Annotated in this window: 10 protein-coding genes; 4 read left to right on the top strand and 6 right to left on the bottom strand. The window is 65.9% G+C overall.

The window, feature by feature from the left end:
- Positions 1-50 precede the first annotated feature (50 nt).
- The 3 genes from AC5JLE_RS10855 to AC5JLE_RS10845 form a co-directional block, all read right to left on the bottom strand.
- Positions 51-518 carry a hotdog fold domain-containing protein gene (locus AC5JLE_RS10855; RefSeq protein WP_241884289.1) on the bottom strand — a complete coding sequence of 156 codons (468 nt, stop codon included), beginning with the start codon at positions 516-518 and terminating at the stop codon, positions 51-53.
- Between the two features lie 75 nt (positions 519-593).
- Positions 594-3,071, bottom strand: coding sequence for an acyl-CoA dehydrogenase (locus AC5JLE_RS10850; protein WP_049408155.1), 2,478 nt, complete (start codon positions 3,069-3,071; stop codon positions 594-596).
- Positions 3,068-3,985 carry an alpha/beta fold hydrolase gene (locus AC5JLE_RS10845; protein WP_014648073.1) on the bottom strand — a complete coding sequence of 306 codons (918 nt, stop codon included), beginning with the start codon at positions 3,983-3,985 and terminating at the stop codon, positions 3,068-3,070. The genes AC5JLE_RS10850 and AC5JLE_RS10845 overlap by 4 nt, the downstream gene beginning before the upstream one ends.
- 153 nt (positions 3,986-4,138) lie before the next feature.
- Here AC5JLE_RS10845 and AC5JLE_RS10840 point away from each other — a divergent pair, with 153 nt between their 5' ends.
- Complete coding sequence (locus AC5JLE_RS10840) at positions 4,139-4,741, top strand: TetR/AcrR family transcriptional regulator (RefSeq protein ID WP_005418411.1); 603 nt, start codon at positions 4,139-4,141, stop codon at positions 4,739-4,741.
- Between the two features lie 140 nt (positions 4,742-4,881).
- Here the strand turns inward: AC5JLE_RS10840 and AC5JLE_RS10835 are convergent, their stop codons facing one another.
- The 3 genes from AC5JLE_RS10835 to hslO all read right to left on the bottom strand — a co-directional run bounded on the left by AC5JLE_RS10835 (position 4,882) and on the right by hslO (position 10,000).
- Positions 4,882-7,758 (bottom strand): TonB-dependent receptor plug domain-containing protein, encoded by a 2,877-nt coding sequence (locus AC5JLE_RS10835; RefSeq protein WP_014648072.1) that lies wholly within the window; start codon positions 7,756-7,758, stop codon positions 4,882-4,884.
- Between the two features lie 383 nt (positions 7,759-8,141).
- Positions 8,142-8,990: an XOO1806 family protein gene (locus AC5JLE_RS10830; RefSeq protein WP_014648071.1), complete on the bottom strand. Its 849-nt coding sequence runs from the start codon at positions 8,988-8,990 to the stop codon at positions 8,142-8,144.
- 116 nt (positions 8,991-9,106) lie between these two features.
- The gene (hslO, locus tag AC5JLE_RS10825; RefSeq protein WP_014648070.1) at positions 9,107-10,000 is read right to left on the bottom strand and encodes an Hsp33 family molecular chaperone HslO; all 894 of its coding nucleotides are present in this window, start codon (positions 9,998-10,000) and stop codon (positions 9,107-9,109) included.
- A gap of 77 nt (positions 10,001-10,077) precedes the next feature.
- Here hslO and mtgA point away from each other — a divergent pair, with 77 nt between their 5' ends.
- The 3 genes from mtgA to AC5JLE_RS10810 all read left to right on the top strand — a co-directional run bounded on the left by mtgA (position 10,078) and on the right by AC5JLE_RS10810 (position 12,302).
- Positions 10,078-10,827, top strand: a complete 750-nt coding sequence (gene mtgA, locus AC5JLE_RS10820) for a monofunctional biosynthetic peptidoglycan transglycosylase (protein ID WP_049441304.1) — start codon at positions 10,078-10,080, stop codon at positions 10,825-10,827.
- Between the two features lie 64 nt (positions 10,828-10,891).
- Positions 10,892-11,911 carry a glycosyltransferase family 2 protein gene (locus AC5JLE_RS10815; protein WP_014648068.1) on the top strand — a complete coding sequence of 340 codons (1,020 nt, stop codon included), beginning with the start codon at positions 10,892-10,894 and terminating at the stop codon, positions 11,909-11,911.
- Positions 11,871-12,302 carry a CBS domain-containing protein gene (locus tag AC5JLE_RS10810; RefSeq protein WP_134809186.1) on the top strand — a complete coding sequence of 144 codons (432 nt, stop codon included), beginning with the start codon at positions 11,871-11,873 and terminating at the stop codon, positions 12,300-12,302. Before AC5JLE_RS10815 ends, AC5JLE_RS10810 begins: the two co-directional genes overlap by 41 nt.
- Positions 12,303-12,473: the final 171 nt, after the last annotated feature.

Genomic DNA, 12,473 nt, shown 5'->3' with positions numbered 1-12,473 from the left:
CGTAAGCGAGACGCCGAGGTGGCCCTCGGCTGCCCCTGACAAGACAGTTGCTACTTCGCCGGCGACAACCACATGTCGATCACCGCGCTGAACACCTCCGTGCCCGCACGGTCGCGCACGCTCACCGTCACCGGCAGCGCATAGCCCTCGGCCGCGACGACAATCGGCTGTGCCGGCAACGCCACCGCCTGCAGCGTGCCACGTGCCTTGGCCAGGTACTGCACCTGCATCCCCTTCGGGATCCAGCGCATGCCCTTCGGCAGCGATGCATCGACCATCAACCCGGCGGTCAGTTCGGCCAGGTTGCACATCGCGATCGCGTGCACCGTGCTGATGTGGTTGCGCACCCTGCGGCGGTCGGCCAGCGTGGCTTCGCAGCGGCCGTGTTCCAGGCGGGTGATGCGTGGCGCGATGCTGGCGAAGTAGGGCGCCTTGAAGCACACCGCGCGCGAGAACAGCCAGGTGCCGGCGGGCCAGCGCTGCAGCCGGTGGTAAAGCGAGAGCAGGGGCGTGGACATGGTGGGTATTCCGGTCGGCGGATAAAGCGACGGCGGGCCGAGGCCCGCCGTCGAAGCAACGCGTGTCGCGGGCGATCAGGCTGCCTGCGAATGCGGGTCCTTGTGCTGGCGGTCGTAGTAGCTGGCCGCGCGCAGTTCGTGGGTGTCGAAGTCGTCCACGGTGATGGTGTCCAGGGTCAGCGTGCGCAGCTCTTCCAGCAGGCTGCGCTCATCCTGGGTGATCACGCCCTCGGCCACGGCTTCGTCCAGCTGCGCCTTGAAGTCCAGCGCCTCGATGCCCTTGCTCTTCAGCGCCTTCAGGAACTTGCGCTCCACCGGCTCGGCCATGATCGCCTTGCTCAGGTAGCTGTTGATACGGCCGCCCGGGTTGTTCTCGCACGGGGTCAGGAACACGCCACTGGCCAGACGGTCGCGGGCTTCATTCGGCGCCATCAGCAGGGCGGCGACACGACGGCTCAGGCGATCGCCCGGAGCCTCGGCACGACGGCCCAGCGGGAAGATCAGTGCCCACATCAGCCAGCCGATCGGACGGATCGGGAAGTTGCGCAGTGCGGCCGACAGCGACTCTTCGATCTTGTGCACGCTGTCATGGAAGGCCCAGGCCAGCAGCGGCTGGTCGGCCTGCGGTGCGCCTTCGTCGTGGTAGCGCTTGAGCATGGCGCTGGTCATGTAGACGTGGCTCAGCACATCGCCCAGGCGGCCGGACAGCGATTCCTTGAACTTCAGCTTGCCGCCGAGGGTCATCATCGAGATGTCGGCCATCAGCGCCAGGTTGGCCGAGTAGCGGTCCAGCTTGCGGAAGTAGCGGCGGGTATAGGCGTCGCCCGGGGCGGCACCGAAGCGCGCGCCGGTCAGGCCGAACCAGAACGAACGCACGGCATTGGAGATGCCGAAGCGGATGTGGCCGAACAGGCTGCGGTCGAAGTCCTGCAGGCCGGCGCGGGTATCCGGATCCTGCGCGGCCTTCATTTCCTTCAGCACCCACGGGTGGCAGAGGATCGCACCCTGGCCGAAGATCAGCAGGCTGCGGGTCATGATGTTGGCGCCTTCCACGGTGATCGCGATCGGCGCGGCCTGCCAGCTGCGGCCAGCGAAGTTGCGCGGCCCCAGGATGATGCCCTTGCCGCCGATCACGTCCATCATGTCCGAGATCACTTCGCGGCTCATGGTGGTGCAGTGGTACTTGGCGATCGCCGACGGCACCGACGGCACGTCGCCACGGTCAACCGCGGCGGCGGTGGCCTGCGACAGCGCACTGATCTTGTACGCCTTGCCGCCGATGCGGGCCAGCGCTTCTTCCACGCCCTCGAAGCGGCCGACCGACAGGCCGAACTGCTTGCGGATGCGCGCATAGGCGCCGGTCACCGCGGCACCGGCCTTGGCACCACCACTGGCGGTGGACGGCAAGGTGATCGAGCGGCCCACGGCCAGGCACTCGTTGAGCATGTTCCAGCCCTTGCCGGCCATGGCCGCGCCACCGATCAGCTGGGTCAGCGGAATGAACACGTCCTTGCCGCGGATGGGGCCGTTCTGGAACGTCGAGTTCAGCGGGAAGTGGCGACGGCCGATTTCAACGCCGGCGGTGTCGCGCGGCAGCAGGCCCAGGGTGATGCCGATGTCGCGGGTATCGCCGATCAGGCCATCCGGGTCGTACATGCGGAACGCCAGGCCGATCAGCGAAGCGACAGGGGCCAGGGTGATGTAGCGCTTGTCGAAGGTGAGCTTGACGCCGAGCACCTGCTCGCCGTTCCACTCGCCCTTGCAGACGATGCCGTAGTCCGGGATCGAGGTGGCGTCGGAGCCGGCGAACGGACCGGTCAGGCCGAAGCAGGGCACTTCGCGGCCATCGGCCAGGCGCGGCAGGTACTGGTCCTTCTGTTCCTGGGTGCCGTAATGCACCAGCAGTTCACCCGGGCCCAGCGAGTTGGGCACGCCGACGGTGGAGCTGACCACCGAAGACACCGACGCCAGCTTCTGGATCACCTTGTGGTGGGCCAGTGCGGAGAAGCCCAGGCCGCCATATTCCTTCGGGATGATCATGCCGAAGAACTTGTTCTTCTTGATGAAGGCCCACAGTTCCGGCGGCAGGTCCGCATGGACGTGGGTGATTTCCCAGTCGTTGACCATCGCGCACAGCTCTTCCACCGGGCCATCGAGGAAGGCCTGTTCCTCGGCGGTCAGCTGCGGCTTGGGATAGTTGAGCAGGATGTTCCAGTCCGGATCACCGGTGAACAGTTCGCCCTCGAAACCGACCGAACCGGTTTCCAGTGCGATGCGCTCGGTCTGCGACAGCGGCGGCAGCACCTTGCGGAACACCTTCATCATCGGACCGGTCAGCAGCGGCTTGCGGATGAACGGCAGCAGCAGCGGCACGGCGATGACGGCCAACACGGCGGCCGCGACGATCGTGGCGGTCTGGTTGACGTAGGGAATGAACCAGCAGGCAGCCAGCAGGGCCACGCTGATCAGCGTCCAGGTAACCAGCCGCATGCGGTGGTAGGCGACGAACGCGCCTGCCAGCAGCAGGGCGAGGAAGGGAAGAACGATGCTCATGAGCGTGCTCCGGTGACGTGCTCGTTTGTGGCGGACGAAGCCGCAGCGTCCGCTGCGGGCAACACGTCCAGATAGTCCAACACAGTAGCGGTAAAGGCGTCGTTGTCATCGCCGGCGACCATATGGGTGGCCTGCGGCAGCTGCACATGGCGCGCATGCGGCGCCAACGCCAGGAACTCGGCCACGGTCTGCGGCGTGACCAGGTCGCTGCGTCCGCCGCTGACCAGCAGCAGCGGGCACTTCACCTGGCGCGCGGCCTCGGCCAGTGCGTCCTGGTGCTGTTCGCTGTCGCGGGCCAGTTCGGCCACCAGGCGCGGATCCCAGTGCCAGCGCCAGCGGCCGCGGCCGTCCTCGCGCAGCAGCGCACGCAGCGACTGCTCGGATTTGCGCGGACGGTGCGGCATGTACGCCGAGATCACGTCGGCGGCCTGGGCCAGCGAAGCGAAGCCGTCGGGATGGGCGGTCATGAAGGCGAGGATGCGCTCGACGCCGGCGGTATCCCAGCGCGGGGTGATGTCGACCAGCACCATCGCCGAGAACAGGCCGGGCCAGCGCGACTCGGCCAGCAGGCCGAACAGCCCGCCCATCGATGCGGCAACCAGTACCGGCGGGCGCGGCTGCTCGCCGGCCAGCACGATCAGGTCATCGGCGAACTGTTCGCCGTGATAGGGCAGGTTGGCGGCATTCCAGTCCGAATCGCCGTGGCCGCGGGCGTCGTAGGCCAGCGTCTGCAGGCCGGCGGCATTCAGTGCGCGGGCAGTGGCATTCCAGGCGTGGCGGGTCTGGCCGAAGCCATGCGCGAACAGCACCCGGCCGCGCCGGCCATGGTCGCTGGCGGTGGCGGCCAGGCGAGCGCCATGGGCGGCGTCCAGGCGCAGGTCATGGAACGCAGCGGGAGGTGGGGACGTAACCATACTTGCTAGTATGGATCGGTTCGGGGGGAAGTCAATACTGCACGGTATGGTGCGCTGCGGAAGTCCCCTGAATGGACCTCGCCTGGGAGGCTGCGACGGTTTCGACCGCAACCGCGTACTGCAACGAACCCCGGCGTATGGTTAAATCAGCCCATGAATCAACCTGACGCTTCCGCCGGCGAACCGCGCGCCGGCCGCAACAGCCGCCTGAGTGCCGAAGACTGGGCCCAGGCGGCCCTCGATCTGATTGCTGAACAAGGTGTCGGCGCCGTCGCGGTGGAACCGCTGGCACGGCGGCTCGGCGTCACCAAGGGCAGTTTCTACTGGCATTTCCCTTCGCGCGATGCATTGCTGCAAGCGGCGCTGGAGCGCTGGGAACTGTTCGAACAGGAACAGGTGTTCGGCAGCCTGGAAGACGTGCCGGATCCGCGCGTGCGCCTGCGCCAGCTGTTCCAGATGGTGGCGCATGAAGTGCAGCCGCACATCATCTACAGCGAGCTGCTGAAGGCACTGGATCATCCGATGGTGCGGCCGGTGATCGACCGCGTCTCGCAGCGCCGCCTCGATTATCTGGTCGCGTCGTTCCGCCAGGCCGGCCTCAGCTCGACCGATGCACGCCATCGCGCGCGCCTGGCCTATGCCGCCTATGTCGGCTTCCTGCAGTTGTCGCTGCAGCTGCAGCAGCCCAAGCAGGCACGCGAGGATTTCGAAGCGTACGTCGAGCATCTGATCGAGACGCTGATTCCGAACGGATGAGCGCCCGGGAATGATGTCGAAGGAAGGCCGCGGCGACACCGCGGCCTTTTTTGTTGTGTGCTGGCCAGCTGTTTCCATGCGCCACAAAGAACAACGGCCCCTTGCGGGGCCGTTGCTGCATCAGCTGATCAGAGTGCCGATCAGAACTTCTGCTTGTACTGCATGTACATGAAGCGACCGATGTCGTAGCCACCGTAGTAGGAGAACTGCGAGTTCGGTGCCGAGTACATCTGCGGGCCGTAGTGGTCGAACACGTTACGTGCGCCGACGGCGATGGTCGCATTCCACGGTGCGTTCCAGGAAACCTGGACGTCGTGGAACATGGTCGAACCACGCTTGTTCATCGGCTGGTCGCGCACCGGATCCGGCGAACCGAAGTCCGGCAGGCTGCACTCGTCGCTGTAGTAGCAACGCTCCTTGACGCTGGAGAAGTAACGGGTGCCCCAGGTCACGCCCCAGTCGCCACGCTCCCAGCCCAGCACCAGGTTCGAACGCAGGCGGAAGTTGCTGCCGAAGCCGTTGAGGATCGACACCGGCACCTGCTGCGCATTGGTGGTCTTCAGCACGTTCTTGGTGACGTAGCTGTTCTGCAGGTTGGCGTTGAAGGTACCCCAGCTGTCGGTCTCGAAGCGGTACGCCACGTCGAAGTCGAAGCCTTCGGTTTCCTGGTAACCGGCGTTACGCGGTGCGTAGGTCAGGTTGATCACGTTGTGACGGTTCGGATCACGGGTGAACGAGTTGCAGCGCTCGGCGATGCCAAGCACGTAGCAGTCGTTCAGCTGGTCATCCGGGCTGTCGGTGACGATCGTGTTGGTGATCTTGATGTTCCACCAGTCCAGGCTCATGTTCAGGCCCTGGGCGAAGGTCGGGCTCCACACCAGGCCAACGGTCTTGGACTTGGACTTTTCCGGAGTCAGGTTCGGGTTGGAGACGGCGTTGAACGGGTCCGGCGTCTGCTCATCCGGACCGCTGGCCGGCACGTAGCCCTGGCGCAGCTGGCGGAAGGTGCTGGCGGTCGGGCCGATGGCCGCGGCGCAACGGGCAGCGACGCCCGGCTGGCCGGTCGAACCGAAGTCGGTATCGCACGGATCGGTGAAGTACGCGAAGGTCTGCGAGCTGCCACCGTACAGATTGTCGATGGTCGGCGCACGGAAGCCTTCGGCGTAGGTCGCACGCACCAGCAGCTGGTCGATCGGCTTCCACTTCAGGCCGAACTTGTTGTTGGTGGTGTTGCCGAAGGTGCTGTACTTCGAGTAGCGCGTCGCGGCGTTGAAGCTCAGTTCCTTGGCACCCGGCAGGTCGGCCAGGATCGGAACATTCAGCTCCAGATAGACTTCGTTGACGTCGTAACCACCACCGGTCGGGCCGGCGGCCAGGTCGGTCGAGTAGCCGGTCTGCGACAGGGCGTCCGGATTGTACGAACCCTTGTCCTCGCGGTACTCGTAACCCAGCGCGAAGCCCAGGTCGCCGGCGGGCAGGGTGAACAGGCTGCCGGCGATGTTCGCGTAGTAGGTCTTGGTGGTGACTTCACCGGTGTTCTTGGTGGTCGGGAACAGGAACTGCTGCAGATCCGGGTTGCCGGTCAGGCCACCGTCACCGGTACGGCCGTACGGAATGGCCGGGTTCCACGGCAGGCAGCCGCCGGCGCCCGGGCCATAGATCGGGTTGGAGCCATCGACCAGGCCTGCTGCCGTGCCGCACTCGACGCGGCCGGTGGCCGGGTTGTAGAACGACGGGCCGGTGGCGGCATTGACCGCCAGCACGTTGTAGTTGCCGGTCTGGCTCTGCTGGTTTTCCGAGTTCTGGTAGATGTAGCCGGCTTCCCAGTCGAAGTACTTGTCATTGAACTGGAAGCTGCCCTGCAGGGCGCCGGTGAAGCGGAAGGTGGTCAGCTTGTTGGTCGACAGGCGCGGCACTTCCCAGCCACGGCGCATGAAGCCCATGTCCTTGCCGAAGGGGTTGTAGTAGCTGTCGGCATCCCACTTGGCACCCAGGCGCTCATACGACGCAGACTGCAACGGATAGCCTGCGACCTGGGCCTGCGACTCACGACGGGTGTACAGCAGGTCGGAGACGAAGCGGATGTTGTCGGTCAGGTCGTACTGGACGTTGGCGAACACCGAGCGACGCTTGGTCGGCGTCAGCAGGTGCATCTGCGTATTGGAGTTGCTGGTGTCACCGGTGATGCCGGCGAAGTCCTGGTCGTGGTACTGGTTGACGTCGCGGTAGTCGCCACCGCGGTTCAGCACCAGCCAGTCATCGGTATCCGGATCGATGATGGTGCCCCACTGGCTGACCGGGCTCCAGTTCTGGGCCGGGTGGAAGGTGGTGCGCGGATAACGGCTGAACCAGCGATCCTTGGCCCACACTTCCTTTTCTTCGGCGTACTCGGCGCCGATGGTGATCGAACCGCGGTCACCGGTGAAGCCGGCCACGAAGTCGTAGCTGGTCTTCTGGCCGTCGCCTTCGCCGTACTGGCCGACGTAGGCGTTGGCTTCCAGGCCCTGGAAGTTCTTGCGGGTGATGATGTTGATCACACCGGCGATCGCGTCGGAGCCGTAGATCGACGACGCGCCGTCCTTCAGGACGTCGATGCGCTCGACGATGGCCGACGGAATCTGCGACACGTCCTGCAGGCCGCTGACGCTGGCGCCGAGGCGCTTGCCGTCGACCAGCACCAGGGTGCGTTCGGCGCCGAGGTTGCGCAGGTCGATGTAGAAGCCACCGACGGCTTCACCGGAGGACAGCGGCTCGGAACGGCTGATGGCCGGGCTGCCGGCTGCGGCGATGTTCTGCAGGACGTCGGCGACCGTCTTGAAACCGCTCTTCTCGATCGAAGCGCGGCTGATGCTCAGAACGGGCTGGGCGGTTTCGGTATCGACCTGACGAATGCGCGAACCGGTGACCTCGATGCGGTCGAGGTTGGTGGCTTCCTGGGCGTGGGCCGTCGCGGTGGTGGCACCGGCGACAAGCGCGATCACAACTGCGTCACGCAGCTGGCTGGACTTGAGTTTCATTGGCTCTCTCTCTCCAAGAAATCTTGGCTGGGGTTAATGCCCGGCGGGGGAGCGAAAAAGCGCTCCCAAATCGCGAGGCTGACCCGATAGTAACGGGCGTTCGCCAAGAATTAAAGCTGTGTTAATCAAGCCTGTGATTTTGGTAAAGATGCGCTTTTCCCATGCCACTCAATAGTTTACCGGCATGGTCAAGGCGCTCTGCCTCGTTTGTTAACGCAGAATGATGAAAAAAGTTTCGATTGAAATGTATCTCACTATGTCGGTGCGCAGCGTTTCATTGCCCAGCGGCGATACCGGTTACGCAAGTGCGCGGCAGGCTTGCACATGCAAAAGGCGCCTTTCGGCGCCTTTGGGAATATCGTTGCTGAGCATGTTTACCGGGATCAGAGATCCTGTTCGTAACGCACATACGGCACGGTGCCGTCGTCGTTGCTTTCGTTGCGCGGGGAGAACGGATTCTTGCCGCGGCTGATCACATTCTCGGCGCCGACGGTGAGCTGGCCGGACCACGGGGTACGCCAGGTCAGGCCGATGCCCAGGCCTTCCCACTTGCCGGGCTTGCCCGGGACGTCGACCACGCGGCCGATGATGCTGCCGGTGAAGTTGCCGTAACCGGCGCCGATGCTCAGGCTCTTGCTGTCCCAGCGATCGACGATGGCCGGCGAGGCGTCGGCCAGCGGAACCAGGCGCGCCTTGGCGTAGGTACCGGCGATGGAGACGAAGCCTTCGCGACCGATGTTCTTCTGCGCGAACACGGTCAGATCGTTCTGCTCGGCACGCAGCGAGGGCGTCTTGTTCGGGCCCGACAACCAGGCGGGCAGGGTTTCACGGCCAGTGCCGGCGGTGATGCCCAGGCGGCTGTTGCCGCGGTTCAGCGCGGCGGTACCGCTGAAACGACGGCTGTTCAGATCATCCTCGTCGCCCAGGCTGGCCAGCATGCAATGGCTGGCCAGACCGCTGATGCTGGTGCCGCTGCTGCTGTTGCAGAGCAGGCCCAGCGAATCGCCGGAGGACAGGCCAAAGGCCGCGTCCAGCGAGTTGCGGCCGAAATGCCAGCGGGCGCCGGCCGCCTGTTCGCCGGTAGGCTCAAGGTACAGCAGCGCCTCGACCTTGCCGCTGCCCTTGTTCCAGACCGGCAGCACGGTGCGGGTGTCCTTGCTCTGCGCATGCACGCCCGTGATCGCGCCAAGGGCGATCAGCAGGGCCAGCGGTAGACGCAGGAAGGTACGCATCGGACCAGTTCAGACAGGGACAGACAACGGAAGTTCCCGTGGGGACGGGAACTCGATCCTAGGGTGTTTATGAATTCTTAACAAGCCTTGATCCTCCCCAGGTACAAGACTGCCGTTCACTGAAGTCGTTCAGGCGCCGGTACAGCCCCCTGGGCGCCGTGGAACAGTATGCCGAACTCCGTCAATGGAAAGTGATACTCGCGTCCGCAGAATTCGCAACGCACCTCGACGGCGCCAGTGTCCTCGGCGGCCGCACGGGCCTCCTCTTCCCCCAGCGACTGCAGCATGCCGGCCACCCGCTCGCGCGAGCAGGAGCAGGCGAAAGAGAGCGGCTTTTCACCCAGCAGCTCCGGCCGCTCCTCGTGGAACAGGCGGTGCAGCAGCTGCTCGGCCGGGGTCGCCAGCAGTTCGGCCTTGCCCAGGGTCTCGAACAGGGCGCTGGCGCGCGCCCAGCCATCTTCGTCGCCTTCGTCGCCCGGCAGTTTCTGCAGCAGCAGGCCGGCGGCACCGTTGCGGTCGGCCGCCAGCAGCAGGCGGGTGGGCAGCTGCTCCGACTGGCGGAAGTAGTCCTCGAAGGCCTCGTCCAGTTCCGGCGCGGTCAGCGCGACCAGGCTCTGGTAGCGCTGCGGCTCGCGCGGGTCCAGGCCGGGGTTCTCGATGGTGATGGCGAGGATGGCGTCATCGCCGAGGCTGGACAGGTCACGCGGCGCGTCGGCGCCTTCGCTGAGCTGGGCGATGCCACGCAGGGTGCCGCCCGCGGTGCATTCGGCGAACAGGGTGCGCAGGGCAGTGCTGCTGCGCAGCTGCACTGACAGGCGGCCGTCGATCTTGGTGTGGCCGGTGAACAGGGCCGAGGCGACACAGGCCTCGCCGAGCAGCTCGGCAGCGGCGTCCGGGTACACGGCGTGGGACAGGATTTCCTGCCAGGTGGCCTGCAGGTGCACATGCACGCCGCGGACGCCGGCGTCGGGGAGCAGGAAACGGATCAGGGAATCGGAGTTGGCGGTCATCGGCTCACATCGCGCGTAAACGGGGGCGGTTGCCGGATAATGCGCCGACAACCAGACAGAAGAAGGATGCACCAGTAATGGGGGCAGCGGGAGAGCAGCACAAGGTAGTGGCGGAGGTGGCCGCGCCGCGCCGGCGGCGCTGGCGCTGGAGGCGGCTGCTGTGGCTGCCGGTGCTGCTGGCTGCTTTCAGCTGCCTGCAGGTGCTGGTGCTGCGCTTCATCGACCCGCCGGTGTCCACGGTGATGCTGTGGCGCTACGGCGAGGCGCTGGGCGAGGCGGACTGGTCCTATCGGCTGCATTACCAGTGGCGCGACCTCGACCAGATGGCGCCGAGCCTGCCGATCTCGCTGGTGGCGGCCGAGGACCAGCGCTTCCCCGACCACAATGGCTTCGATCTGCAGGCCATCGAAAAGGCCCGCGACCATAACGCCAGGGGAGGGCGCCTGCGTGGCGCCAGCACGATCAGCCAGCAGGTGGCCAAGAACCTGTTCCTGTGGCAGGGCCGCAGCTGGATCCGCAAGGGCCTGGAAGTCTGGTACACGGTGCTGATCGAGGCGCTGTGGCCGAAGGAGCGCATCCTGGAGATGTACGCCAACATCGCCGAGTTCGGTGATGGTGTGTACGGTGCGCAGGCGGCCGCCCAGAAATACTGGGGCAAGGACGCGGCCCGGTTGAGCCCGGCCGAGAGTGCGCGACTGGCGGCGGTACTGCCGGCACCGCGACGCTACAACGCGGCCGCACCGGGGCCGTATGTGCAGCGGCGCGCCGCATGGATCCAGCGCCAGGCGCGCCAGCTGGGAGGCGCGTCATACTTGTCGGAGGACTGAGGCAGGCGTGGCGTGAGCGGCGGGCGACGGGTCGTGCGCCTGGCCGGCAATGTACAATCCGGGCATGACCCGCGAACGGCTCACTTTTGTCATCGCCGCCTACAACGAGGCCCTGGCATTACCGCTGCTGCATCCACGGCTGTGCGCGGTGCTGGACGGCATGCCCGACATCGACGGCCACATCCTCTATGTGGATGACGGCAGTCATGACCGCACATGGGAGGTGATCGCGGGGTTGGCCCAGGCTGATGCGCGCGTCTCGGCGCTGAAGCTGTCGCGCAACTTCGGCAAGGAGGCGGCGCTGACCGCGGGCCTGGATCTGGTGCACGAGGGGGCAGCGATGATCCTCGATGCCGACGGCCAGGACCCGCCGGAGCTGGTGCCGCAATTCGTCGCGCGCTGGCGCGAGGGCCATGACAACGTCTACGGCACGCGCATGGCCCGCGATGGCGAGTCCTGGATCAAGCGCGCCACGGCAGCGATGTTCTACCGGGTGATGGGTCGCCTGTCGCGTACGCCGATTCCGGCCGATACCGGAGATTTCCGCCTGCTGTCCCCGCGCGCGCTGAGCGCCCTGCGCGGGATGCGTGAGCGCCACCGTTTCATGAAGGGGCTTTTCAGCTGGGTAGGCTTCAAGCGGATTGCCGTGCCCTATCACCGCCACGCGCGCGTGGCCGGCACCAGCAAATTCAGCCTGTGGCGGCTGTGGAATTTCGCCCTCGAAGGCATCACCGGCTTCTCGACTGTGCCGCTGCGGGCTGCCACCTACCTGGGACTGGCAACCGCCGCAGTCGCGTTCGTGTTCGGCCTGTGGGTGATCGTGAAGGCGGCGCTGTATGGCGACCGGGTGGCGGGTTGGCCGACGATGATGGCGGTGATCCTGTTCCTGGGGGGAGTGCAGTTGATCGCGCTGGGGCTGGTGGGAGAGTACCTGGGGCGGCTGTACGAAGAGTCCAAGCAGCGGCCGTTGTACCTGGTTGACGCGTGGCTAGCATCCGCCGTGGCAGACTCGGCCCTGCAACCCACCCTCGGAGGGCAGGCAGATGACGACGGTACGGCAACTGTTGGATGGCAAGTCTCCTGAAGTACATGCGGTCGCGCCGGACGCGGCGGTGATCGATGCGATCCGGTTGATGGCGGAAAAGAGCATCGGTGCGGTACTGGTGATGGACGGGCCGCGGCTGGTCGGGATCCTGTCCGAGCGTGACTACGCGCGCAAGATCGTGCTGCGTGATCGTTCATCGCGCGATACCGCGGTGGCGGAGATCATGACGGCGCAGGTGGTGACGGTGTCGCCCGGTGAGCAGGTGGAGCATTGCCTGCAACTGGTGACCGACTACCGCATCCGCCATCTGCCGGTGGTGGAGGGCGCGCAGGTGCTGGGGGTGATCTCCATCGGTGACCTGGTGAAGTCGGTGATTGATGCGCAGCGGCGCGAGCTGGACCAGCTGCAGCAGTACATCGTGGCGGGGTGAGGTGTTCACCGGCGGGCCTGAGGCCCGCCGGCCCGCCAACAGCAAGTGCAGAAGCAGAAGCGGCGCCTTCCTGATACGTCGGAGAGGCGGAGGGCATGGGCGTGCAGGACACGCCCCCCCTAAGTCCCGGTAGGCTCGCTGGCGCCCACCCAGGCGCCCACGGGCCTGGAC

It is taken from the genome of Stenotrophomonas sp. (assembly GCF_059505245.1).
This window is presented reverse-complemented; position numbering and strand designations above follow the sequence as displayed.

What these genes read in the sequence shown, in the direction of transcription:
- AC5JLE_RS10855 (WP_241884289.1), bottom strand. Translation starts at nt 518, where the DNA reads ATGTCCACGCCCCTGCTCTCGCTTTACCACCGGCTGCAGCGCTGGCCC.
- AC5JLE_RS10850 (WP_049408155.1), bottom strand. Translation starts at nt 3,071, where the DNA reads ATGAGCATCGTTCTTCCCTTCCTCGCCCTGCTGCTGGCAGGCGCGTTC.
- AC5JLE_RS10845 (WP_014648073.1), bottom strand. Translation starts at nt 3,985, where the DNA reads ATGGTTACGTCCCCACCTCCCGCTGCGTTCCATGACCTGCGCCTGGAC.
- AC5JLE_RS10840 (WP_005418411.1), top strand. Translation starts at nt 4,139, where the DNA reads ATGAATCAACCTGACGCTTCCGCCGGCGAACCGCGCGCCGGCCGCAAC.
- AC5JLE_RS10835 (WP_014648072.1), bottom strand. Translation starts at nt 7,758, where the DNA reads ATGAAACTCAAGTCCAGCCAGCTGCGTGACGCAGTTGTGATCGCGCTT.
- AC5JLE_RS10830 (WP_014648071.1), bottom strand. Translation starts at nt 8,990, where the DNA reads ATGCGTACCTTCCTGCGTCTACCGCTGGCCCTGCTGATCGCCCTTGGC.
- hslO (WP_014648070.1), bottom strand. Translation starts at nt 10,000, where the DNA reads ATGACCGCCAACTCCGATTCCCTGATCCGTTTCCTGCTCCCCGACGCC.
- mtgA (WP_049441304.1), top strand. Translation starts at nt 10,078, where the DNA reads ATGGGGGCAGCGGGAGAGCAGCACAAGGTAGTGGCGGAGGTGGCCGCG.
- AC5JLE_RS10815 (WP_014648068.1), top strand. Translation starts at nt 10,892, where the DNA reads ATGACCCGCGAACGGCTCACTTTTGTCATCGCCGCCTACAACGAGGCC.
- AC5JLE_RS10810 (WP_134809186.1), top strand. Translation starts at nt 11,871, where the DNA reads ATGACGACGGTACGGCAACTGTTGGATGGCAAGTCTCCTGAAGTACAT.